The sequence below is a fragment of the Pseudomonas folii genome (assembly GCF_014357575.1).
Taxonomy (GTDB): Bacteria; Pseudomonadota; Gammaproteobacteria; order Pseudomonadales; family Pseudomonadaceae; genus Aquipseudomonas; species Aquipseudomonas folii.
This window is the reverse complement of the sequence record NZ_JACONW010000014.1, coordinates 21,560-45,506: the sequence shown is the minus strand read 5'-3', so window position 1 is coordinate 45,506 and position 23,947 is coordinate 21,560. Positions and strand designations below refer to the sequence as shown.

Sequence of the window (23,947 nt, the reverse complement as noted above, 5' to 3'; positions counted from 1 at the left end):
TTCGCTCCAGCATTGCACCACACCGCCCCCGACAGCTCACCCAGCACTTTGACGGCCGTCGAAATAACCAGCAGCCCTGCGCGGCCTCTTCAACTTAGGGTGTTTCTGCGCTCAGCAAAATAGTACACGTGTACTATTTTTCACGCTGAGGACGGGGCGTATAAAGCTTCATCAAATGACTGATCTAACAGCCTGAATCTACTTACGAGTTTTAACATCGGAAGATGCAAGTGGAATTCTTCATTCAGGTTAACCACGTGAAAAATCAAGAATCACTCGGCGCTAACCATAAGCCTGTCGCGGGTTAAATATTGATTAACGGAGTCAGGGTATGAAGTTATTGGGTGTCGTGTTGTTGGGGGTCATGCTCTCCGGGTGTTCAAACTCTCCGTTGGGAAATCTGCTGTACAACCAGCGTTTTCAGACGACCGAGGATGTACAGGCCTCATGGGTAGGCTCCTCGGCAGATGATTTGGTCATGTCATGGGGAACGCCCAAAAACAGCTATAAGATGGCGGATGGTTCCAGCATGCTGTCTTATGAATACCTCTGGCTTGCAGGCGCCGGTGGATATAACCCAAGGTATGTCTGGTGCGTTCAAAGATTTCTTGTCGAGGGTGGCGTCATCACACGGTGGGGCTTGTCCGACGGCTGTCCGGTAAGACCTGAAAATGCCAAGTCGATTCCTGACACTCCAGTCCCCAAGCCGACACTTTAATTACGCTCGCTCCACGCCAACTCAATGCCCTGCCGAGAAAACTAATGGTTAATCTGTTTTCAAAGCAGGTCGTGTTGTTGATAGCCAACCTCCCTTTTACGCCCTGGTCGGAGTGCCGATTGCCTCCCGTATCTCCCGCACATCCCGCGCAGGCGACGCCCCAAATTGCCGTGAATACTCGCGGCTAAACTGCGACGCACTTTCATAGCCCACAGCGAACGCTACGTCAGACGCCCGATGCTCACCGGCCAGCAGAAGCTGGCGGGCTTCCTGCAGTCTGAGTTGTTTCTGGTATCGCAGGGGGCTGAGGCCGGTCATGGACAGGAAGTGGCGATGCAGGCTTGCGCGGCTCATGCCGCTGGCATTGCACAACGCGTCGATGCGAAGTTGGGCGTTGTAGTTATCGCGGATCCAGGCAACGGCTCGGCGGATGCCACCCAGTGCGCCATCGGGTTGGGCGATCTGGCGTAGCAGTCGACCTTGGGGACCTTGCAGGAGACGATAAAGCAATTCCCGTTCGACCATGGGGCCGAGCACCGGGATGTCGCCGGGCGTGTCGAGCAATGACAATAAGCGCAGCAATGTGTCGCGCAGCGGAGCGCTCATTGGGTTTATCGCGATGCCAATGCCTTTTTGTTCGCTCTCGCGAACCGCAGGCATGGTCGCTGCCAATTCCGCCAATATCGCCGGGTCGAGCACAAGTGATACCGCCACGTAGGGCTGCCCATCTTCTGCATCCAGAATCTGCCCGATCAAGGGCAGGTCCAGGGCGCTGATGAGGTATTGCTCACTGTCGTAGCTCAGCAGGTCGTCGTTGATCGCAACGCGCTTCGAGCCTTGCAGGATGAAGCAGATCATTGAGCGATACAGGCATGGCGCCTTGTCTGTAGAGCCTTGCCCCACGCAGATGTCCACACGCGGAATCGGCGTGATGGTCAGCCCCGGAGGCGCGTGACGCAGGGCTATGTCGAGATGCGGCTCTAAGTCTCTGTTCATGGCGCGATTATGCCTGCGCCGAGTCACCGCGCAATACGATTGAGACAATCAGGCAATGAATTGAGCTTATTGGGCGTGGGTTATATATCTGTGTTTGCCTATCTTGAGCGGGTCAAAAACGTGCCGAAAGGCGCGCCCGAACCTGGCTGAGATAACTCATGACTAATCAAATCGCACTCATCACCGGCGCCAGCCGTGGCCTTGGTCGCAATATGGCGCTGCACCTTGCCAAACGCGGCGTTCACATCATTGGCACCTATCGCAGCGGCGTCGCAGAAGCCGAATCGCTGAAGCAGGAAATCCAGGCACTGGGTGGCAAAGTAGCGATGCTGCCGCTCGACATCACCAACACCGCGAGCTATCCGGCTTTTTCAAGCGCTGTGACGGATACGTTGAAGACCGAGTTCGGCCGCGAGCGCTTCGACTTCCTCGTCAACAATGCTGGCAATGGTCTCTTCGCGAACTTCACTGACGCGACCGAAGAGCAGTTTGCCTCGTTGGTCGCCACGCACCTTCGCGGTCCGGTTTTTCTGACGCAGAAGCTGCTGCCGTTTGTTGAAGATGGCGGTCGCATCCTGAACGTTTCGTCCGGCTTTGTGCGCTTTACGTTGCCGGGTTACAGCCTCTATGCGGCAGTAAAAGCCGCAGTCGAGGTGCTGACCCGTTACATGGCCGTGGAACTGGGCTCACGCCAGATTCGGGTGAACGCCATTGCCCCCGGTGCCATCGCCACCGATTTTGGCGGCGGCGTGGTGCGCGACAACAAAGACGTGAACGCCTATGTGGCACAAGGCATCGCGCTGGGACGTGTCGGCTTGCCGGACGATATCGGCCGTGCGGTCGCGGCTATCCTGTCCGATGACATGGCGTGGGCTAACGGGACGACATTTGATATTTCGGGTGGGCAGTTGCTTTAGTCACAGTAGCACTACTGTTTTCGACCCGTCGTCAGCGCAATAGAGAGACCACGACCGTCTCGATTACCCCACAAATTATTAAGTTAATAAACGGATTCAAATTATCCCGACCCACCCATTTAGAAGAAGACGCCTCAGGGCGTCTTTTTTGTGCCTGTAGATCCGGTAGATACAGACGCTCTCCCTCGCAAGCCACCTGCCATGCGCCGCCAACCTTGAAAGAACCTCTGTTAGGCTAAGCCCGACCTCACAAGGAATAGCCAATGAAATCCCGCTTTAAAGCTTCGGCCATTTTGCTGTCGGTTGTGCTTTCCGGATGCGATGAATCAACTGAAATGTCCTGCCCCGATAACGGCGAGCAGTTCTGGCTGCAATCACTGGATGCCTATTTTTTACGGCACCCTGAGCAGGTAAAAACAACACCCTACGAACTACAGCCAGGGGCATCGTATGACTCCAGAACGAACTGGTGGATAGTCCCGTTCGACATCGGGCCAAAGAGGCTTCAGGCGTTAATGAGCTGTGATGGTCACTTGGAGATCAGCGGGCGCAAATCCTGAAGGCAAAAAACGCAGCATCAGGCAAAGCCCTCGCAGTATCGAGCTACGCCGTCAGCTCAGATGCGGGTTAGGTTCTTCTCCACAAGAATCCTCATAACCGCAACGGAGTGAACGACATGCGCACATGGCTAAACACGGTTTTTCGACTTCAAGCTGCTGCCCTGCTGTCTGTGTTTTTAACGGGCACGGTATGGGCGACTGACAATAAAGCACAGCCTTCAAATGCCGAGTTGGTCCGCCAATCGTTTGTGAATTGGCAGCAAGGCAAAGGCACCACCTTCGACCTGCTGGCGCCTGACGCTGAGTGGACTGTCGCTGGGTCCAGCCCTGTTTCTGGCATCTATAAGGGCAAGCAGGACTTGCTGGAGCGGGCGGTCAAACCGATCAGCGCGCGGCTGGCCAGCCCGATCAGACCTGTTGTTCTGAGTATCGTTGCCGAAGGCGATGTGGTGGTTGTGCTGTGGAACGGTGAAGCGACGGCACTGGATCAGCAGCCGTACAGAAACAGCTACCTGTGGCACCTGACGTTCAAGGATGGGCAGATCACGCAAGCGAAGGCGTTTCTGGATACTTACGTATTGAATGACTTGATAGAGCGCGTAAAGCCGGAGGCTTGATCGGCCACCTGACCTGACGCTATCGCGATCAAGCTCACTCCTACAGATCTTGCCCTTCACACGACCCAAACATTACGTCGCTTTTTCTATCCCCTTCACACCCGTTTTGGCCCACTATGGTCGGCTTACTCACCGCCCTCGACCCGAGTCGATGGTTCTGGAGCGCGTAATGACACAAGAAAGGCTGGACCTGTTACGGCTGCCAAAGCCTATTCGTGGGCCTATTGATAAGCTGCTTCGCTCTCTCGATGCTGCCAGTACTCGCGAAGATGTTGAAAGCGAGGGTGAGTTGCAGATCGCTTTTATCCTCGGACTGGAAACCGCCAAGCGCTTGCGGCCCAGTGATGTAGAGGCGCTTTACATGATTTTCGACGATGCAGTGCAGGCGCGGCTTGAGGCGTTTGGGCCGGAGAAGTAGGTGGTTGCCGCAACAAGATCGCCTATTCGCCCCAACGCCTCGCGACATCAACACACCTATCTCTGAATCGAAATGCTTTTTTCCTGCAGGAGATCGCTCTGTGCCCTGACACAGCGCTGTCGCGAAGCAAACATTGGACTTGTAGGAGCTGCCGAAGGCTGCGATCGAGGTGTATCAGGAGAAATGCTTCGCAGCCTTCGGCAGCTCCTACAGGAAATGCATTTCAACCTATTAATTTGCATTTTGTTTGATGAGCGCGCTTGCCCGCGATTCGGTATGTCAGTCGATAAATACGTCGCCTGTGCCGACGCAATCGCGGGCAAGCGCGCTCCTACAGGTTCCCCGCCGCGCAAAAGCCTGATGTCAGTGGCACCGGGGCGAATCCTGCAAATCAGAAGTTGGGCTGTTACTTAACCAACTCAATCTTCTTCACAAAAACCAACTGCTCATCCTCTGCGGGCCCGGCGATGCGGTCTTTGTTGGCTTCACTCGCCACAGTGACCTTGACGTTTCTGCCCACGATATTGGGCAGCAAGGTGGCCTCCCCTTCGTCTTCAGCGATAAACCACGAGCCGCATTTGCCATCGCAATACGCCGTGAAACGGCGGCCGTCGTTCAGCAGAACAGTGACGGTGTGATCCTCGATACCGCTGCCGGAAATCAGCGCGCCCTGGAAGGTTTCGGGCTTGGTGAGGCCGAATTTGCAGAAGTCCGGCGCGGTTCCGTCATCGGCCAACATCCCACAGCCGCGCTCCACTTCGCTGTTGATCATTTCGCAGCTGTTGGCCGCGTTGCACGGTGGTCGGGTGGCAGGCGATACGCTGATGCATTGTTTTACGAGTAATGCCGAGCGCTTGTCACCGATGGCTTCAGCGCAGGATTTATCAGCGGCGTTCGCCTGAAAGGCACCGAGCACGCTGAACAGAATCAAGAACATCAGGTTTTTTGTTTTCATGATTTTTCCTGGCGACAGTCGGGTGTAGATGTTCGGAGTATTGCAGAGGGAAGCCGCTTTCACACCGCTGACTGAGGGCTCTCAACCTTTCTTTTTGTTCAGGCTTTTCAGGCGCTGACTGGCGCGCTGCACGGCGGCCATTTTCTCGGGGCGATTCATGCGACGCCATTTGCGGATGTCTTCCTTGTTGCGGCCGCAGCTCACGCAAAGGTCGCCGCTGAGCTGGCAAACCGAGGTACAGGGATTCTCAATGTCCTTTGCCACGCTTCAACCCCGCGCCAGACGCTGCTGCCAGTTGCCGCCATTGGCGCGCTGACATTGTTCTTCGCTGTCGAACTGCACCCGTTTGCTGACATCGGCGATAACGATATCGGCGTCTTCCAGTGCCTGGGCTGTCAGATCAACCATGCGTTCACGCTGGCCGCTGGCGAGGGCCTGGTCTTTCTCGACTTCTGTCTCGAATATCCACACCACGCGCAGGCTGGCAGGAAACGCTGCGTAATCCACTTCGTGGGTCAACCACGAAAAGCCGACGATTTCCGATTTTGCGGTTTCGCACGCCTCGGTCAGGGTAGACGCCAGGCGACGCTCGATACGTGCCTGATCGCGTTTGCTTAACGGCGGCATGGCGGGGTCCTTGGGTGATTTGCGATAAGACGGTAATCATACGTTACCCAGCGCTGTCATCCATCAGCACGGGCCTTTGTAGGACTGGTCTCAATTTTCGACAGAGTCGCTCACTGGGTTGTTTGCGGGAAGTTGCGCGTCTAACCTCCCGCCCGTCGCTGCTCAGCAGCGAACGGGTTTAGTCGCCTGACTCACAGTAAATCTTAAGCATCCCGCGATAGGCATCTACTAGCCTAAGTTATGGCGGCTGTATGCGGGGCACTTTCGAGTGCGCCGATTTTCTGTGATCGGTCGACTAACCCTCATACAGCTGCCACCCCTTCATAAATCATGAAGGTTGCAGCTACCGGTTACGCATAAGGAGATCAACACGGTGAAGAACAACCCAACCGAACTTTGCACCCTTAACCGCTTCTTTTCCGTCCGCACGGACATCAGCCAGGAAGACGTCCTCTCCCACACAGCGGACCTGCTGCGCTGCGCCACCAGCACCGCCTACGAAGCCGCCGATAACCTGCACGGCGCACAACGGGACCATGCCATGTCGGTGATGCATCTGGTGGAAATGGCTCAGGCGATGGTGGATGGGTTGCTGGATCGTAAGCAGGCTGAATACGTGAGTTGAGATTAAACCTGATCTCCGGCCTGTCGTCTTGAAAGGTCACAGCCATAACTCCCCAGACCCTCATCGATCTCGAATCAAACGACCAGCCGCTGTATGCTCAGTTATCGAAAAAGGTCTGGCGATCAATGGAACCAAGGCAAAAGAAGTGCGACCACTGTGGTGCTGTAAACCAGTGGGAATCCCCAAGCCTGTCGCGCGACTGCGTGAGTTGTCATAAGGGCATGGATTGGACACTGGATATAAAGTGTCGAAATTGCAGAAAGCACAACAAGGTGCGGCCCAACGGGGTAAAGGAAGCAAAGTGTCTGCGTTGCCATAAGCCGCTGATCTGGACGTTGCACCCCGAGCTGTACATCAAGAAGCGACTGCCATTGGCCGTGCGCGTGCTGCTGTGTGCGCTTTCCTTGTGGCTCATAACGATTGTGCTAAAAGCACTGATCTATCAAGAAGTAGAGATTTTTTATCCGAGCAAGCACGGCCATTCGACATGGTTTTACTTTGCAGGTCGGGACATCATCTGGCCGGTTGCTTCACTTCTTTTCTGGGCCACTGGCGCATTGGCCTTGGTCGTCAATCATTACGATAAAAGGTTTAACGAGCGGACATACCGGAATGTGATGATCTTCAGCCTCGTAGCAGGGTTCGTCCTGCATCTGCTGTCTATTCCGTTCGGAATGAAGTTGGCTTAGCGTGCCTGTGCCCTGGCATTCCGACCAGGGGCTCCCGGTTTGCTGGATCGGCGATCTCAGGCACGGCAGCGATCATCGGTCGACGAGTGCTCCCTGCACAACTAACCTTTATTAACATCACAGGCACGTTGCACTTCCTGAACCCAAGCTGAACAACTATTCAATTAATCACAGTCGCAAAACCAGCGATTTGCTTAATACTTTGGTGATAGCATTTTTATTAATAATAAACATTCGCAATACTCGCCTGTGAAAACACCAATAAAATCAGGCGCGAAAAAAACTTAAAGCCGACGTCAAAAAAGCTTTTATTTCCAGTCAACCATTTAACTATCTTCGCGATTGAATTTTACAATCTCCACTCCTCTGAAATTTCTTGCATATAGAGACTTTTTTTAAGATCTTAGGCGGCAAGAGTGATGGCACATGGACATTAAGTCATTCAAACGCTCTAGTCTTTCCTTACAGGTGAACTCATGTTCATGAGAAATTTCAAATTAACCCCTAGGGCGCTGCTCAGTTTTGGCGCCATTTGCCTGCTGATGCTGGGCCTGAGTGGCCTCTCGCTCTACAAGATCAGCGAGGTTCACAAATCCACCGTAGAGCTGGAAACCGATTGGCTGCCCAGCATACGTCAGGCAGGCAAGGTAGACGCCACGCTGTTGCGCCTGAGGCTTGAAGCGCTGCATTACACCGCTGATGGGGACGACAAAAAAGCTGCGTCGATCATCAAGATGGGTCAGTTGAAAAAAGAACTGGATGAACAGGTAAGCGATTACGCCGGGCTGGTATCCGGTCCAGAAGAACAGCGTCTTTACAACGATATAATGCAAGGCCTTAAGCGCTATGAAGAAACACTGGATGTATTAATCGCTCAAAGCGAAACCCGTTCAACACAAGAATCCACCGTCTATATCAATACCGTCACTGTGCCGTTGGCTACTGCCCTGCAAACCTCGATCGACAATCTGATCAGTGTGAATGATAGCGGCGCCACTCAATCAGGCCTTGCTGCGCAGACGCAATACGATCAGGGCTTTACGTTTACCGTTGCGATCATGATTGGCACGATTATTCTGTCGATGTTTATTGCGTTTCTCTTTACCCACAGCATCAGCGCGCCGGTGAAAAAGTTGGTGCAATCCATCAAGCAGATTTCAGAAGGTGACTTGAGATCTACCGTCGAAGTGTCTGGCAAAGATGAATTAACAGAGTTACAGCTCTCCACCGACGCCATGCTTCAAAGCCTGAAGAGCACGATTCAGCATATCTCGGACTCCTCCGGCCAATTGGCAGCGGCGGCGGAAGAAATGAGTTCCATCACCGAAGAGTCGCTGTCGGGTATTCAGAAACAGAACATGCAGACCGAACAGGCCGCGACCGCCGTGAACCAGATGACAGCGGCCGTTGAAGAAGTGGCACGTAACGCAGTGGCGGCTTCGCAATACACCCAGGACTCGGAAAAATCCGCAACGATTGGCAAAGGTAAAGTCGCGGAAACCATTAAATCGATCAAGCAACTCAGCCAGACCGTGCAACAGACCACCCTTGAAATCGAAGGCCTGGCGACGCAAACCCAGGACATTGCCAAGGTACTCGACGTGATTCGTTCGATTGCCGAGCAAACCAACTTGTTGGCCCTTAACGCCGCCATCGAAGCGGCGCGCGCGGGTGAACAGGGTCGAGGCTTTGCCGTGGTCGCTGACGAGGTCCGCGCACTGGCGCATCGCACCCAGACATCGACCCTTGAAATCGAGCAAATGGTTAAAGGTATTCAGACAGGCTCGGCCAAAGCGGTGCACTCCATGGTGCAAAGCAACAGCGAGGCCGTCTTGACGTTGACCATCGCACAAGAAGCGAATATCGCCATCGGCGACATCGCGTCGGCGGTGTCTGATATCAACGAGCGCAACCTGCTGATTGCCACGGCCTCTGAAGAGCAGGCTCACGTGTCGCGGGCGGTGGATCAGAATCTGGTGAGTATTCGCGATCTGTCCATCCAGAGCTCGTCAGCCGCCAGCCAGACGTCCATCGCCAGCACCGAGCTGTCGAAACTGGCTGTCGGTTTGAACAGGCTTGTCTCTCGATTTGCCCTGTGAGCCGAGCGCCTTGCCGGTTTTAATACACAACCTGTAGGAGCTCACGAGCCCCGCGAGACAGCGATAGCGATTTGTCTGACAGACCGCCATCGCTGCCTCGCGGGGCTCGTGAGCTCCTTGGGGAATAGGTCAGGTGTACCACGTCCCGAATTATTGGAATGACGCCGCGAGTTTATTTCGCTTGTGGGTGATTGGCCTTACTCGCTTATATAGGGGCAATCTCTTCTGGCAGAAAAACTGATCATGAGTCGCGAAAACATCAGCCAATCCATTTCTCATGTTCACCCGCTGACGCTGTCCCACGGCAGAAACGCCGAAGTGTGGGACACCGATAACAAGCGCTATATCGACTTTGTCGGCGGCATTGGTGTGCTCAATCTGGGGCATACCAATCCACAAGTGGTGGCGGCGATTCAGGATCAGGCCACGAAACTTACACACTATTGCTTCAACGCAGTGCCTCACGAACCCTACGTCAGATTCATGGACAAACTGGAGCAATTTGTCCCGGTGTCGTATCCGCTCAGCGGCATGCTCACCAATAGCGGTGCAGAAGCGGCAGAAAATGCGCTGAAGATCGTCCGTGGTGCTACGGGCAAAACCGCAGTGATTGCCTTTGATGGCGGCTTCCATGGTCGCACCCTGGCGACCCTTAACCTCAATGGCAAGGTCGCGCCGTACAAGCAAAAAGTCGGCGTGTTGCCCGGCCCGGTGTTTCATATCCCCTACCCCAGTAAAGACAACGACGTGACCACCGAGCAAGCGCTCAAGGCCATGGACCGGCTGTTCAGCGTCGAAATAGACGTGAGCGACGTTGCCTGTTTCATCTTCGAAGCCGTACAGGGTGAAGGCGGTTTTCTGGCCATGGAGCCTGATTTTGCCCAGGCGCTGCGCAGGTTCTGCGATGACAAAGGCATTCTGCTGATTGCCGATGAAATCCAGTCAGGGTTCGGCCGCACCGGGCAGCGCTTTGCGTTCAGCCGACTGGGCATCGAGCCCGATCTGATTCTGCTGGGCAAGAGCATTGCAGGCGGCATTCCGATGGGCGCAGTGGTGGGTCGCAGAGAATTGATGGACACGCTGCCCAAAGGCGGCCTTGGCGGCACGTATTCCGGCAACCCGATTGCGTGCGCGGCGGGTATCGCCAGCCTCGACCAGTTGAACGACGCGAACCTGTCGGCCTGGGGCGAGCTGCAGGAAAGCATGATCGTCAGCCGTTACGAGGCGTGGCAGGCCAACAAGTTGTCGCCTCATCTGGGGCGTTTGACAGGCGTGGGGGCCATGCGCGGTATCGAGCTGATCAACGCTGACGGTGCCCCGGGCACTCAACAGCTCGCGCAATTGCTGGAATCGGCCCGTAAAGAAGGTCTTTTGCTGATGCCCAGTGGCAAGTCGCGACACATCATTCGCTTGCTGGCACCGCTAACGATCGAGCCAGAAGTGTTGCGCGAAGGGCTGGATATTTTTGAGCGGTGTCTGGCGGGGTTGGAGTAATCATCATTTCTACAGACTGCATGAGCACCTGTGGGAGCGACGCTTGCCCGCGATTCAGGCAACCCGGTGCATCAGGTAAACCGAGATGCCTGAATCGCGAGCAAGCTCAGCTCCCACATAGATGGCATTACAGCTCCGGCAGCCGTGGATTACGTCGTCGATAAAGGCGGACGACGCCTAATGCGAATAACAGGAGAATCACCGCAATGACAGCTTCAAGCTTCGCCAACCGTGACGAGATCCGTGCCCGTTTTTCCCGAGCCATGTCGGACATGTACAAGACCGAAGTGCCGCTGTACGGCACGCTGATGGAACTGGTCGCGGAAACCAACCAAGGTGTGCTGGCGAGCAATTCGCAGGTTGCGCAAAACTTGAAACAGACCGGTGAAATCCAGCGCCTGGACATGGAGCGCCATGGCGCAATCCGGGTCGGCACCGCCACTGAGCTGGCAACCTTGAGTCGGTTATTTGCAGTCATGGGCATGGAGCCGGTGGGCTATTACGACCTGACGCCCGCGGGCGTACCGGTGCACTCCACGGCTTTTCGCGCCGTGCATGAGCACGCCCTGCAAGTCAGCCCGTTTCGGGTGTTCACATCATTGCTGCGTCTGGAGCTGATCGATAATCCCGAGCTGCGCGACTTCGCCAGTCAGGTGCTCAGCCAGCGCAAGATCTTCACCCCACGCGCCCTTGAGCTGATTGAAAAGTCTGAGCTGGACGGCGGCCTGACCGAAGCCGACGCGCAGGACTTCGTCGAGCAAGCACTGGAAACATTTCGCTGGCACAGCACTGCCACGGTGAGTCTGGATCAGTACAAGCAACTCAATGCCCAGCATCGTCTGATCGCGGACGTGGTGGCGTTTCATGGTCCGCACATCAACCACCTGACCCCGCGTACGCTGGACATCGACGCCGTGCAGGAAGGCATGCCTAAAAAATGCATCACGCCCAAAGCTGTGGTTGAAGGACCGCCGCGCCGCAACTGCCCGATCCTGCTGCGCCAGACCAGTTTCAAAGCGCTGGAAGAGCCCATCACGTTTATCGGCCAATCCACTCACGAGGCAGGCAGCCACTCGGCGCGCTTCGGTGAAATCGAACAGCGTGGCGCAGCTTTGACGCCCAAAGGCCGCGAGCTGTATGACCAGTTGCTGAACGAGGCTCGGGACGCGCTGGGTGAATTCCCCAACGAAGGCAATGCCGTGCGTTACGCCGAATTGCTGGGGCAAACCTTCAAGGCGTTCCCGGACAGCTACGAGCAGATGCGCGATCAGGGTCTGGCTTATTTCCGTTACTTCCCAACTGAACAAGGTATTGCGAAGGGCGCAGGCATAGAGCAGAACGTGGACCTTGAGCAGTTGATCAACGCGGGTGACGTGCACTTCGAGCCGTTGGTTTATGAAGATTTTTTACCGGTCAGTGCGGCGGGGATTTTCCAGTCCAACCTGGGCGATGACGCGCAGTCCCACTACGGCACCAGCTCCAATCAACAGGATTTCGAACGCGCATTAGGTCGCGGCACCATCAATGATCTCAAGCTCTACGCCGACACCCAGCGCCGCTCGCTGCTGGAGTGCTCGCAAGCGCTGGGCATCGCACCGTTGGCCTGATCCGGGAGTCGCGCAGCAAACATGAACCCTGTAGGAGTGAGCTTGCTCGCGATTCAATTTTTGTTTCGATAAATTGTTGCCTGACGTTACGCAATCGCGAGCAATGTGGATCGCCACCCCGGTCACTCCTACAGTAAAAAGTATTCCAGATCAGGTCGTTATATTTTGTTTGATGAGAGCTCACCGAGGTTACGAGGCCAGCGATGGCGGAGTGTCAGACTAACCGCCATCGCAGCCTCGCGGTGCTCGTCAGCTCCTACGCCTGCCGACGCTGCCACTCATCAGCGACATCGCCCATGGTTTTGGGAATGTCGTTGCGTACCCAGGCCATGAAATCCCGGTCGAATTTGAATTTTTCACCGCACTGTTCAAGCATGAACCGTCGAACGTTCTGGGTGTTTTTGTAGGTCTTGTCCACCGGAGTGGCTCGGGTGATGGCGTTGCTGTGCCAGTCGGTGGGCATGGGAAGACTCCTTGAATTGGAACGGTGACTTGTAGGAGCTGCCGAAGGCTGCGAATTGCGGGGTGTCAGACGCACTGCCTTCGCAGCCTTCGGCAACTCCTACAAAATGTGGCTCAGCTTAGACGACTGTCAACGCCTTAAAGAATAACCCGCAAACACTGCCCCGCATGGTACAGGTTGAAACCTGTTTCATAAGCCAGCGCCCGCACGCCCGCGCTTTTCAGCTCTGGCGCTGGGGCAAATGGAATCGGCAATACACTTGGATCGTCCTTGATCAGAAAGTCCGCGAAAGCCTTGCCCATGACTGTGCCCGTGGTATTACCGCGACCGTTGTAGCCATTGGCGGCCACCAGCCCCGGTGCGGGTTCGAACAACTTGACCATGTGATCCGGGGTGAAGTCGATGCAGCCCGTCCAGTGCATCTGCCATTGGACTTTGCCCAGTTGCGGGAAGTAGTGGCTTTGTATGCGATCAGCCCAACGGCTGATGAACCAGTCGGGTTTATTGTTCATTTTGCCCATGCTGCCCAGGATCAAACGGCCTTCGTTGTCGCGACGAATACTGCTCAACACCAGGCGGGTATCCCACGAGCCCTGGCCGTACTTGAGCACTTCATCCGCAGCACTTGAGGTCAGTGGCTCGGAGGCGACGTTGTAGTAGTAACCCTTGAAGAAGTTCTGCTTGATGCCCGCCCACTCGCCTTCGGTGTAAGCGCCGGTTGATACCACGACCTTGTCAGCCGATACCGCGCCGTCTGCGGTGCTGACCAGCCAGCCGGAGCCTTCGCGAGTGACTGCCTGCACGGGCGAATTCTGGAAAATCTGCCCGCCGAGCTTGAGCACGGTTTCTGCCAGGCCAACGGTGTAACCCATCGGATTAATGGTGCCTGCACGGCGATCGAGCAATGCGGTAGGGATTTTGTCAGTGCCGCAGTACTCACGGCACTTGGCGCCGGTCAGCAGTTCGACGTCGGCACCGCGACGCCTCCACTGATCGTGGCGCGCCTGGATGTCTTTGGCACCGTTGGCGTTGTGAGCCATGTGCAAGGTGCCTTCGTGACGGGCCTGGCAGTCGATGGCGTATTTTTCGATCAGGTCGAAGACCAGTGCCGGGGCGAGGCCCATGACCGTGTTGAATTTCTCCCCGACGCCGGGGCCGAGAACCGCAGCAGCATCGTCGGGTGCAATCCAGCTACCGGCATTGACCAACCCGACATTGCGCCCCGATCCTCCGGTGCCAATGCGCGAGGCTTCCAGCAGCGCGACGGACTTGCCGCCTTCCAGCAGGTGCAATGCCGCCGACAAACCGGTGATGCCACCGCCGATCACGCAGACATCGACCTTGAGCGATTCGCTCAGCGCAGCAGATTGAATCTGACGAGTCGTGACTTGTTCCCACAAACACTTTTCACGCAACTGATCCATCTCGAACTAATCCCCGCCAGAACTGCACACGAAAATAACGGCTTCATTCTTGATCCGATGCAAGGGCAATACCAAACGACCTTTACTCCGGATATCAGTCGGTTTCGGCATGATCCGGGCTGACGTGAGTCTGTGGGGGCAGAGCTTGTTCTCATCAAACAACGTGCAAGCCACTAGATTGAAATACATTTTCTGTAGGAGCTGCCGAAGGCTGCGAAGCATTTCTTCTGATACACCGCGATCGCAGCCTTCGGCAGCTCCTACAGGTCCTGTGTTTGCTTCGCGACAGCGTGGTGTCAGGGACAGTTGGGAGCTCCCGCAACTCACCGTCCTTATAACGCCGAGACGATATTAAAACGCCACTTACGCACCTGAACAGCGGCATTTTTGCCATCTTGAACATAAGCCGTTTCGGCCAATAAATGCGGGGCTATTACGTTCATCGGATAGGTAATTTTTGTGTAGCCCATTTGCCATTTTCGGCGCAGGATTTTCCCGACGTTTTCAGCCGCCGTTGACTCGGCGTTTCGTTCACCTCACTACTGATGGAGATGCTTACCGATGCTAATCCAAATAGAAGAAGGGACCCACGGCGCCAATTGGGTCGTGAAGCTGGATAACTACCCCGTCAAATGTCGCAGCAGGGATGAAGCCCGCGAATTTGCTGAAAAAATGCAATCACGAATCAACGCCCCGCATTCGTTGCCCGGCAGGTTCAGTTCGACATCGGTCAACCAGACGGCGGCGCATGTCGGCTGAGATCAGGTTAAAGATCAGGAACAAAAAAGCCCGGCTCACTCGCCGGGCTTTCCATTTCTGCGACATCCTTTTCACATGATTTTCACGGCAGCGCTTTTAACCTAGCGTCACTCCTGTTGAATCTCCTGGCCCGCCTCGTAGCGGGTCTTTTTTTGTCTGGGATTTGAGCATTGGACCTGTAGGAGCTGCCGGAGGCTGCGATAGCGGCGCGTCAGGATAAGCGCTTCGCAGCCTTCGGCAGCTCCTACAGAAAACCCATTTCATCCGGCTCTGAAAGACTACTGCGCGGTGCTTGCGGCCTCATTGCTGGCAACCGTTTTACTGTTGACCGACGCCGCCTCGCCCAACACCGCTAGCCGGTCTGATCGGCTGCCATCCATGACTTCGCTGCTCCACTGCCCTGTCATCGCTGCCATCCAGGCAAACAAAAACAGCGCCACACCTTGCAGGGCCCATCTCGCGATCATCGGCATAGCACTTCTCCCTTTCCAGTATTCAATGCGCTGATGTAAACAGCTAAGCATTGCAAAAGGGTTTCACCGCTGACGAAGATGAAAGTATTTGTAAGAAGAAATTTCAAGAAACAGGTGTGGTCTGTAGTTCACAGATTCTACGAAAGGCCACACCGCATGAAGTTTTCCCGATTTGCCCAAGGGCTGTCCAAATGGGCAGGCAGCGCACGAACGTTCATCGCCGCGATTGCCCTGATCTGCCTGTGGGCCATCACCGGCCCCTGGTTTCATTACAACGATACCTGGCAGCTGATTATCAATACGTCCACGACCATCATCACCTTCCTGATGGTGTTCCTGATTCAGAACACCCAGAACCGCGACAACGATGTACTGCACATCAAGATCGACGAACTGCTGCGCGCGACCAAGGACGCGCAAAACGCATTGCTGAGCCTGGACAAGCTGGATCACAAAGAGCTTCGTGCGCTGCGCAAGGAATACAGAGCGATTGGTGATACCGAGGCTCTCGGCTCACCGGCTAAAACCGAGCCTTGATGCGACGGCCCGGCGGTCCGCGCCGGGGAACTCTATAACCGCCCCTCCGTTCATAAAACAGGTAGTCGACGTATAAAAACCTCGTAGCGAGCCACTGGCCTACACAGGGAGTCGTCCATGAGCGGATCCGGAACGAGCACTGAAAAAGCTGCCGTAGTTCTTCTGCCTACACACAAAAAACTGGCCACACACGAAGTCGTAGTGCATCAGAAACTGGCCGAGAAAATCGCGATGCTGTTGGGTTGTGAATTTCTCGGGCTGTACGACAGCACCATCCACAAGGGCATGAATCTGTACTTCATCCCGTCTGACACCTTGATTGGCAAGCAAGAAAACAGCGCCCTGAACATTCGGTCTTACGACGACCTGTTCGGTGGTTTGATCGCCGAGCCCTTTATGGCCACCAAGGCCATTTCCCATCCCCTGCTGGATGACGCCACGGCGCAGCCCCCCGGCTGGTCGCGACACATTCATGAGGATGCCGCTGACTCCGTCCTCGCAGGCTTTACCGTTTTCAATGAAGCCGACGCAGTGCGTGCCGGTGAACGGGTATTGGCCAATGGACCGGCGCGGATAAAACCGGTGCTGGCGACGGCTGGACGTGGGCAAATCGTGGTCACTGATCAGGACCAACTCAAGACGGCGATTGCCGAGCAAGACATGGAGGAAGTCGCAACATGGGGGCTGGTGATCGAAGAAGACCTCACTGACGTCGTCACCCTGAGTGTTGGCCTGGTTCAGGTCGCCGGCATCACCGCCAGTTATCACGGTACCCAATGCCTGACTGAGGACAACAAGGGCGAGACGGTTTACGGCGGCTCCACGTTGTGGATCGTGCGCGGCGGTTATGAAGCACTGCTTGCACTTGAGTTGGATGAGCCGGTTCGGCGCGCCGTGACTCAAGCCATGCACTACGAGAACGCAGCGCTCAAACATTTCCCCGACTTCATCTCCTCAAGGCGTAACTACGACATTGCTCAAGGCACCAACGCCAAGGGCGAACGCTGCTCCGGCGTATTGGAACAATCCTGGCGGATCGGGGGTGCAAGTCCGGCCGAGGTCGAGGCTTTATTGGCTTTTGCGGCCGATCCAGCCTTGCAACGTATCTGCGCGTCGACTCACGAAATATACGGCGAAACCACAATCCCGGCGGACGCCAGCGTCCTTTACGAAGGCGACGATCCCGAGGTTGGTTTCATCAGCAAATTCACAAAGGTCAAACCTTATGAGTGTCAGCAGTGAAAGCATTGAGATTGCAGTAGATGGCCAATCCATTTCCGGAACGATCCTGACGCCGGGGGCGAAAATCCCAGGTATTTTGTTCGTCCATGGCTGGGGCGGTAGCCAGCAACGGGATCTGGCACGCGCCAAAAATATTACTGGCCTGGGTTGCGTGTGCCTGACGTTCGACCTGCGGGGACATGAGCGCACTCACGAAATGCGTGGCAAGGTGTCTCGGGAGCAGAGCCTGGCGGATTTGCTCGCAGCTTACGACCGGCTGGTCAGCCACCCGGCGGTCGACAGCGATGCCATCGCCGTCATCGGCAGCAGTTATGGTGGTTATCTGGCAACTATCCTCAGCTCTATGCGCCCGGTCAAATGGCTGGCGTTGCGTGTACCGGCGCTGTATTGGGATGCTGACTGGGAGATGCCCAAGCAGGAACTGGATCGCGACAAGCTGGCCCATTATCGCCGCTCAGCGGTGACCGCCGCCGACAACCGTGCACTGGCAGCCTGCAAAGAATTTCACGGGGATGTGCTGCTGATTGAATCAGAACAGGACGACTATGTGCCTCACGCGACGCTGATGAGCTACCGCGGCGCCTTCGAACTGGCTCACTCCCTGACCTACCGCCTGGTGGACGGCGCCGACCATGCGTTGAGCAGCGACCTGAGCCAAAGTATCTACAGCTCGATGCTGACCAACTGGATCAGTGAGATGGTCATCGGTGCCCGTCTTGTGGATTACCCGCACCATTCGGCGAAGTATTCCTGACGGATCCGTAAACCTATGTACGAGCTGCCGAAGGCTGCGATAGCGATTATTCAGTTACACCGCTATCGCAGCCTTCGGCAGCACCTACAGTCGGTGTTTAGGTCGCTGTAGCGCTACTCATCCCCGGCACCAGAATCACCTTGCGGCATTCCTCCTGCTTCTTGTCGAAGATCTTGTAACCCTCGGCGGCATCTTCCAGCGACATGCGATGGGTAATGATCGCCTCCGGCGCCAGCGCCCCGCTTTCGATGTGTTCGAGCAACTCGGGCAGATAACGCTGTACATGGGTCTGGCCCATTTTGAACGTCAGGCCTTTGTCGAACGCATCGCCGAACAGGAAGCCATGGATGAAACCGGCATAAACACCCGGCACGCTCACCACACCACCGCGTCGCACAGCGGCGATGCATTGGCGCAAAGCCTTGCCGCTGCTGCCTTCAAGCTTCAGGGTCGCGAGAATGGTTTCAGTCGTGCTGCCCTTGGCTTCGAACCCGACCGCATCGATCACACCATCCACGCCGCGCATGCCACGGGTCTGCTTGATGATGGTGTCAGCTGGATCATCGTCTTCATCGAAGTTGATCGGGATCACGCCGTAAGTGCTTTGCGCGTAAGCCAGACGATACGCATGGTGATCGACCATGAATATTTTCTCGACGCCCAGCATTCTTGCGCAGGCAGCGCTGAGCAAACCCACCGGCCCGGCACCGTAGATCGCCAGGCTCGAACCCTGACCTACCCCACTGTTGAGCACCGCTTGCCACGCGGTTGGCAGAATGTCGGAAAGGAACAGCACCTTGTCGTCGGACAGTGTGCCCGGCACTTTGAACGGGCCGGTGTTGCCTTTGGGCACGCGCACGTACTCAGCCTGACCACCCGGGATGCCGCCGTACAAATGGCTGAAACCAAACAGCGCAGCTCCAGGCGGAATGGACTTCTTGTTCAGAATCGCGCCACGTCCGGTGTTGGTTGTTTCGCATGCAGCGAACTGGTCAAGCTGGCAAAAGAAGCAACTGCCGCAGGCGATCACGAAAGGGATAACAACCCGGTCGCCAGGCTTGACCGTGGTGACCTGTGAACCCACCTCTTCCACGATACCCATGAACTCATGACCAAAAATATCGCCCGATTCCGTGGCTGGAATCTTGCCGCGATACAAGTGCAGGTCAGAGCCGCAGATCGCTGTGGCAGTAACCTTCAGCAGGATGTCATCGACCTCTTGAATGACCGGATCAGGAACGGTATCAACCCGGACATCGTTAGACCCGTGATAAGTCAGTGCGCGCATTTTTCTCTCCTTGCAGGCGATAAAGCCAGTCGGGCAAAAGCGCCCGGAACTAACAAGGGAAAACGCGAAGAAGATGTAAGTTCAGAGGGCCTTAAAGCAAAGATGACCAGTGGTTAATCTTGTCGCCGCCGGGCCGATGGGGTGAACTAAGTGAGGGTGTTTTATCTAAAGCGGCAGCTCCTGCAAACAGCACATCGGCTCTGCGCCAGGAACCAATTCTGTAGCGCACGAGCACCGCGAGGCCGCGATCGCGGTGTATCAGACAGGCCGCCATCGCTGCCTCGCGGTGCTCGTGAGCTCCTACAGTTTGTATTCGAAAGCGCTGATATCAGGTAATCGGCGCAGGGTTGAACAGCGTGATGTCGTTGTGCAAACGATAATGCTCGGTCCAGGTTTTTTTCTTGCCGCTGGCCACGTCCAGATAGAAGTGGAACAGCTCCCAGCCCAGGTCCTCAATCGTTGCACGACCCGTCGCAATACGACCGGCATCGATGTCGATCAGATCAGGCCAACGCGTCGCCAGCTCGGTACGGGTCGATACCTTGACCACCGGGGACATCGCCAAACCGTACGGGGTGCCACGCCCGGTGGTGAACACGTGCAGGTTCATCCCGGCCGCCAGTTGCAGGGTGCCGCAGACAAAGTCACTGGCCGGTGTGGCACAGAAAATCAGGCCTTTGCGCTTGAAGCGTTCGCCAGGGCCCAGCACGCCGTTGATGGCGCTGCTGCCCGACTTGACGATCGACCCGAGGGATTTCTCGACAATGTTCGACAGCCCGCCCTTCTTGTTACCCGGCGTGGTATTGGCACTACGATCTGCCTCGCCTTTTGCCAGATAACGGTCGTACCAGTCCATCTCCCGAACCAGCTCCTCGGCGACTTCCTGAGTCTCGGCGCGGGACGTCAGCAGGTAGATGGCATCGCGTACTTCAGTCACTTCCGAGAACATCACGGTGGCGCCTGCGCGCAGCAGCAAGTCCGAGGCGTAACCCAATGCCGGGTTGGCAGTGATGCCAGAAAACGCGTCACTGCCGCCGCACTGCATGCCTAGAATCAATTCTGATGCAGGCACGGTTTCACGACGTCGCAGATCAAGCTTCTTCAAGCGCACTTCAGCCAACTCCATGATCTGCTCGATCATTTCGTTGAAGCCATGGCTGGAGTCCTGCAAGCGATACATCCACTGATCGCTGAGATCAACAGAAAGGTCGTCTTCGTGCATGACCTGCCCGGCCTGCAATTTCTCGCAGCCCAGGCCGATCACCAAGGCTTCGCCACCCAGGTTCGGGTTGCGCGCCAGGTTACGCACCGTGCGGATCGGGATGTAAGCGTCGGTCGCGGTAATAGCCACACCACAACCGTAAGTATGAGTCAGTGCCACCACGTCATCGACGTGGGGGTACTTGGGCAACAGCTCTTCACGGATGCGCTTGACCGCATGATCAAGCACTCCGGTCACGCATTGCACCGTGGTGGTAATGCCCAGAATGTTACGCGTGCCGACAGTACCGTCGGCGTTGCGATAACCCTCAAAGGTAAAACCTTCCAGCGGCGCGCCTCTTTCCGGCACCGCGTCTGACATCGGCAGGCTGTCCAGCGCCGGCGCCGATGGCATACGCAGCTGATCTTCCCTGACCCAACTGCCCCGTGGAATCGGCCGCAAGGCATATCCGATGGTGTGTCCGTAACGGATGATCGGCTCGCCTTCAGCGATATCGACGGTGTTGACTTTGTGGCTCTGCGGAACGTTATCGACGGTCACCAGACCATTATCAAATTCGGTACCGGCAGGCACACCCTGGTCGTTGACTACTACCACCACGTTATCCAGCTCGTGCAGCCGGATGTAGCGTGGGGAGTCGGCATGTTGAATCAGGTTCATCACGGTTTCCTCAGGATTTAGCTTGAGAAAGGTCGCTGGCGTCATCGCCAGTCAGTGGCCCCTTGGTTGGAGGCTCTTTCAGTTCAACGCGTTTGATCTCACCAACAATGAAGATATAGCTGAACACCGCAACCACTGCGTTGGCACCCACAAACACCAGTGCCCATTTGAACGAGCCGGTGGAGCTGATGATGTAGCCAATCACGATAGGCGTAGTGATCGAAGCAATGTTACCGAAGGTATTGAACAGGCCACCGCTCAAGCCGGCGATCTGCTTCGGCGAAGCGTCGGACATCACCGCCCAGCCCAGCGCGCCTACACCTTTACCGAAGAATGCCAGGGCCATGAAGCCAACGACCATCCACTCGATATCAACGTAGTTACAGGCAACGATGGTGGTCGACAGCAGCAGGCCGCCAATGATCGGTGCTTTGCGAGCGAAGGTCAGCGAGTGGCCTTTGCGCAGCAGATAGTCCGAAATCACGCCGCCCAATACACCACCGATGAAACCGCAGATGGCTGGCAACGAGGCGATCATGCCCGCCTTGAGGATGGTCATGCCACGTTCCTGAACCAGGTAAACCGGGAACCAGGTCAGGAAGAAGTAGGTGATGCCGTTGATGCAGTACTGGCTCAGGTAGATGCCGAGCATCATGCGGTTGGTCAGCAACTGACGGATGTAGTCCCATTTCGGGCCGCCGCTTTTGCCTTTACCTTTGTCCTGATCCATATCGACCATGCCGCCGTTGTCGGCAATGTGATCGAACTCTTCTTTGTTGATGCGTGGGTGTTCGCGCGGGCTGTAGATAACTTTCATCCAGATCGCCGAGAACACGATACCGATGCCACCCATCACTACGAACACATGCTGCCAGCCGAATTTGTAAACGATCCAGCCCATGAGCGGAGCGAACAGCACGGTGGCGAAGTATTGTGCGGAGTTGAAGATCGCAGAGGCGGTACCGCGCTCGGCAGTCGGGAACCAGGCCGCAACGATGCGCGCGTTGCCAGGGAAGGAAGGCGCTTCGGCCAGGCCCACCATGAAACGCAGCATGAACAGCACGATGACCGCAGAGCCAATGCTGAACTCGCCAACATAGCCTTGCAGCAAGGTGAACAGCGACCAGGTGAAAATGCTTAGTGCGTAGATTTTCTTGGAACCGAAACGGTCGAGCAGCCAGCCACCCGGAATCTGACCAGCCACATAGGCCCAGCCGAACGCAGAGAAGATGTACCCGAGAGTGATAGCGTCGATACCAAGGTCTTTTTGCAGGCTGGAGCCCGCGATAGCGATGGTGGCGCGGTCGGCGTAGTTGATCGTGGTCACCAGAAAAAGCATGAGCAGGATCAAATAGCGGACGTGAGTCGGCTTGGACTGTTGCATGTGTGTGAACTCCCACTAATTATTTTTTTTACGCGGGTATATCTGTTTTTTTCGTGTTGCTTGCGCCTGTCGGCCCCTTGGAAAAAGTCGTGGTTAGCGACACTCCCCACCCACAGTTGATACGCATCCCTACGAACTGACGCAGACCTCATCAGCCCTGTGTTGTTGGCAACCCGCCCATGGCACAAAGCCGCTGATCGCTCAGCGGCTTTGTTTCCGTGGTGTGTTACTGCTTGCCTTGCTTGTCCATGAGCGCAGCGAGCATTTCGTACTCTTCGGCAGTCAGGTCGGTCAGTGGTGTACGCACTGGACCGGCGTCGTAACCGGCGATTTTTGCGCCCGCCTTGACGATGCTGACGGCGTAACCGGACTTACGGTTACGAATGTCCAGGTAAGGCAGGAAGAAGTCGTCGATGTATTTGCCAACGGCAACGTGATCGTCCTTGGCAATGGCGTGGTAGAAGTCCATCGCCAGTTTAGGCACGAAGTTGAACACCGCAGACGAGTAGACCGGTACGCCCAGCGCCTTGTAGGCAGCAGCGTAGACTTCAGCGGTCGGCAAACCACCCAGGTAAGAGAAACGATCGCCCAGACGGCGACGGATCGAAACCATCAGCTCGATATCACCCAGGCCATCTTTGTAACCAATCAGGTTCGGGCAGCGCTCGGCCAGTTGTTCCAGCAGCGGAGCCGTCAGGCGGCAGACGTTCCGGTTGTAAACGACCACACCGATTTTCACAGACTTGCAGACTGCTTCAACGTGAGCGGCTACGCCGTCCTGGCTGGCTTCAGTCAGGTAGTGCGGCAGTAGCAACAGGCCTTTTGCGCCCAGACGTTCGGCTTCTTGAGCGTATTCGATGGCTTGACGGGTCGAACCGCCAACGCCCGCCAGGATCGGCACACTGGTGGCGCAGGTATCGACCGCGGTTTTGATTACTTCGGAGTATTCGCTGGCTGCCAGGGAGAAGAACTCACCTGTACCGCCGGCAGCGAACAGAGCGCTTGCGCCGTAAGGGGCCAGCCACTCAAGACGTTTAACGTAGCCAGCGCGATGGAAGTCGCCCTGCGCATTGAAATCGGTAACCGGAAAAGACAGCAGACCGTGGGAGAGGATGGACTTCAGTTCTTGTGGATTCATTATTCGAACACCCTGGGAGCATTTATTGTGAATGGATCACCGGTCGTCTGCCGATGTCGTAAGTCATCGTACAACTGATCATAAAATCACTCAACAGGGATTTTTGGTTTTTTCCTTAAGCTGTGGCAGATACTAGCGCAGGCCCCGGAGGAATGGGCCTTGACGGGGATTTGAATAGACTAAGGTCGTATGATCACCGGGCCAAATGGGGGGCAGGCGGACCTGATGATACGCGTTTCCCCGTAGGACCGGCTTTAGCCGGGAGAGCGGTATTCCTGCCG

The 23,947-nt window shown here is 56.0% G+C and carries 25 protein-coding genes; 14 read left to right on the top strand and 11 right to left on the bottom strand.

Annotation, left to right across the window (positions count from 1 at the left end):
- Window positions 1-331 precede the first annotated feature (331 nt).
- Complete coding sequence (locus tag H8S59_RS05340; protein ID WP_187520734.1) at window positions 332-718, top strand: hypothetical protein; 387 nt, start codon at window positions 332-334, stop codon at window positions 716-718.
- Between the two features lie 96 nt (window positions 719-814).
- Here the strand turns inward: H8S59_RS05340 and H8S59_RS05335 are convergent, their stop codons facing one another.
- A complete protein-coding gene (locus H8S59_RS05335) occupies window positions 815-1,714 on the bottom strand; it encodes an AraC family transcriptional regulator (protein ID WP_187520733.1) in 900 nt (299 codons plus the stop codon).
- A gap of 158 nt (window positions 1,715-1,872) precedes the next feature.
- Between H8S59_RS05335 and H8S59_RS05330 the strand changes: the two genes are divergently transcribed.
- The 4 genes from H8S59_RS05330 (at window position 1,873) to H8S59_RS05315 (ending at window position 4,226) form a co-directional block, all read left to right on the top strand.
- Entirely contained in the window at window positions 1,873-2,631 is a 759-nt protein-coding gene (locus H8S59_RS05330; RefSeq protein WP_187520732.1) for an SDR family NAD(P)-dependent oxidoreductase, read from the top strand.
- Between the two features lie 263 nt (window positions 2,632-2,894).
- Complete coding sequence (locus H8S59_RS05325) at window positions 2,895-3,191, top strand: hypothetical protein (protein ID WP_187520731.1); 297 nt, start codon at window positions 2,895-2,897, stop codon at window positions 3,189-3,191.
- A gap of 116 nt (window positions 3,192-3,307) precedes the next feature.
- Complete coding sequence (locus tag H8S59_RS05320; protein ID WP_187520730.1) at window positions 3,308-3,808, top strand: nuclear transport factor 2 family protein; 501 nt, start codon at window positions 3,308-3,310, stop codon at window positions 3,806-3,808.
- A gap of 169 nt (window positions 3,809-3,977) precedes the next feature.
- A complete protein-coding gene (locus tag H8S59_RS05315; RefSeq protein ID WP_095098386.1) occupies window positions 3,978-4,226 on the top strand; it encodes a hypothetical protein in 249 nt (82 codons plus the stop codon).
- 406 nt (window positions 4,227-4,632) lie between these two features.
- Here H8S59_RS05315 and H8S59_RS05310 read toward each other — a convergent pair whose 3' ends face one another.
- From H8S59_RS05310 to H8S59_RS05300, 3 genes are all read right to left on the bottom strand, one after another.
- Entirely contained in the window at window positions 4,633-5,181 is a 549-nt protein-coding gene (locus tag H8S59_RS05310; protein ID WP_187520746.1) for a hypothetical protein, read from the bottom strand.
- Window positions 5,182-5,262: 81 nt separating this feature from the next.
- Window positions 5,263-5,445, bottom strand: coding sequence for a DUF1289 domain-containing protein (locus tag H8S59_RS05305; protein WP_027901417.1), 183 nt, complete (start codon window positions 5,443-5,445; stop codon window positions 5,263-5,265).
- 3 nt (window positions 5,446-5,448) lie between these two features.
- Window positions 5,449-5,808 (bottom strand): hypothetical protein, encoded by a 360-nt coding sequence (locus H8S59_RS05300; RefSeq protein WP_187520729.1) that lies wholly within the window; start codon window positions 5,806-5,808, stop codon window positions 5,449-5,451.
- 373 nt (window positions 5,809-6,181) lie between these two features.
- Here H8S59_RS05300 and H8S59_RS05295 point away from each other — a divergent pair, with 373 nt between their 5' ends.
- From H8S59_RS05295 to hglS, 5 genes are all read left to right on the top strand, one after another.
- Window positions 6,182-6,433, top strand: a complete 252-nt coding sequence (locus tag H8S59_RS05295) for a DUF6124 family protein (protein WP_343073035.1) — start codon at window positions 6,182-6,184, stop codon at window positions 6,431-6,433.
- A 125-nt stretch (window positions 6,434-6,558) separates the two neighbouring features.
- Window positions 6,559-7,122 carry a hypothetical protein gene (locus H8S59_RS05290; protein WP_187520727.1) on the top strand — a complete coding sequence of 188 codons (564 nt, stop codon included), beginning with the start codon at window positions 6,559-6,561 and terminating at the stop codon, window positions 7,120-7,122.
- Between the two features lie 476 nt (window positions 7,123-7,598).
- The gene (locus H8S59_RS05285; protein WP_095098399.1) at window positions 7,599-9,221 is read left to right on the top strand and encodes a methyl-accepting chemotaxis protein; all 1,623 of its coding nucleotides are present in this window, start codon (window positions 7,599-7,601) and stop codon (window positions 9,219-9,221) included.
- Window positions 9,222-9,464: 243 nt separating this feature from the next.
- A complete protein-coding gene (locus H8S59_RS05280) occupies window positions 9,465-10,715 on the top strand; it encodes a 2-aminoadipate transaminase (protein ID WP_187520726.1) in 1,251 nt (416 codons plus the stop codon).
- 206 nt (window positions 10,716-10,921) lie between these two features.
- A complete protein-coding gene (hglS, locus tag H8S59_RS05275) occupies window positions 10,922-12,322 on the top strand; it encodes a 2-oxoadipate dioxygenase/decarboxylase HglS (protein ID WP_187520725.1) in 1,401 nt (466 codons plus the stop codon).
- Window positions 12,323-12,578: 256 nt separating this feature from the next.
- On the opposite strand, the gene H8S59_RS05270 is transcribed toward hglS, so the two are convergent.
- Window positions 12,579-12,785, bottom strand: coding sequence for a DUF6434 domain-containing protein (locus H8S59_RS05270; RefSeq protein WP_187520724.1), 207 nt, complete (start codon window positions 12,783-12,785; stop codon window positions 12,579-12,581).
- A 137-nt stretch (window positions 12,786-12,922) separates the two neighbouring features.
- Window positions 12,923-14,209, bottom strand: a complete 1,287-nt coding sequence (gene amaA, locus H8S59_RS05265; RefSeq protein ID WP_187520723.1) for an L-pipecolate oxidase — start codon at window positions 14,207-14,209, stop codon at window positions 12,923-12,925.
- 561 nt (window positions 14,210-14,770) lie between these two features.
- Here amaA and H8S59_RS05260 point away from each other — a divergent pair.
- Window positions 14,771-14,968, top strand: a complete 198-nt coding sequence (locus tag H8S59_RS05260; protein ID WP_095098410.1) for a hypothetical protein — start codon at window positions 14,771-14,773, stop codon at window positions 14,966-14,968.
- Window positions 14,969-15,246: 278 nt separating this feature from the next.
- Here the strand turns inward: H8S59_RS05260 and H8S59_RS05255 are convergent, their stop codons facing one another.
- Window positions 15,247-15,441: a hypothetical protein gene (locus H8S59_RS05255; protein ID WP_187520722.1), complete on the bottom strand. Its 195-nt coding sequence runs from the start codon at window positions 15,439-15,441 to the stop codon at window positions 15,247-15,249.
- Between the two features lie 156 nt (window positions 15,442-15,597).
- Here H8S59_RS05255 and H8S59_RS05250 point away from each other — a divergent pair, with 156 nt between their 5' ends.
- From H8S59_RS05250 to H8S59_RS05240, 3 genes are all read left to right on the top strand, one after another.
- Complete coding sequence (locus tag H8S59_RS05250; protein WP_187520721.1) at window positions 15,598-15,978, top strand: low affinity iron permease family protein; 381 nt, start codon at window positions 15,598-15,600, stop codon at window positions 15,976-15,978.
- 117 nt (window positions 15,979-16,095) lie between these two features.
- Window positions 16,096-17,220, top strand: a complete 1,125-nt coding sequence (locus tag H8S59_RS05245) for a DUF3182 family protein (RefSeq protein ID WP_187520720.1) — start codon at window positions 16,096-16,098, stop codon at window positions 17,218-17,220.
- The gene (locus tag H8S59_RS05240) at window positions 17,204-17,974 is read left to right on the top strand and encodes an alpha/beta hydrolase family protein (RefSeq protein ID WP_095098421.1); all 771 of its coding nucleotides are present in this window, start codon (window positions 17,204-17,206) and stop codon (window positions 17,972-17,974) included. Before H8S59_RS05245 ends, H8S59_RS05240 begins: the two co-directional genes overlap by 17 nt.
- A gap of 97 nt (window positions 17,975-18,071) precedes the next feature.
- On the opposite strand, the gene H8S59_RS05235 is transcribed toward H8S59_RS05240, so the two are convergent.
- From H8S59_RS05235 to kdgD, 4 genes are all read right to left on the bottom strand, one after another.
- Window positions 18,072-19,262 carry a zinc-dependent alcohol dehydrogenase gene (locus H8S59_RS05235; RefSeq protein WP_187520719.1) on the bottom strand — a complete coding sequence of 397 codons (1,191 nt, stop codon included), beginning with the start codon at window positions 19,260-19,262 and terminating at the stop codon, window positions 18,072-18,074.
- A gap of 328 nt (window positions 19,263-19,590) precedes the next feature.
- Window positions 19,591-21,144 carry a galactarate dehydratase gene (garD, locus tag H8S59_RS05230; protein WP_187520718.1) on the bottom strand — a complete coding sequence of 518 codons (1,554 nt, stop codon included), beginning with the start codon at window positions 21,142-21,144 and terminating at the stop codon, window positions 19,591-19,593.
- Between the two features lie 10 nt (window positions 21,145-21,154).
- A complete protein-coding gene (locus H8S59_RS05225; protein ID WP_095098427.1) occupies window positions 21,155-22,528 on the bottom strand; it encodes an MFS transporter in 1,374 nt (457 codons plus the stop codon).
- Window positions 22,529-22,754: 226 nt separating this feature from the next.
- Window positions 22,755-23,666: a 5-dehydro-4-deoxyglucarate dehydratase gene (gene kdgD / locus H8S59_RS05220; protein WP_027901126.1), complete on the bottom strand. Its 912-nt coding sequence runs from the start codon at window positions 23,664-23,666 to the stop codon at window positions 22,755-22,757.
- Window positions 23,667-23,947 lie beyond the last annotated feature (281 nt).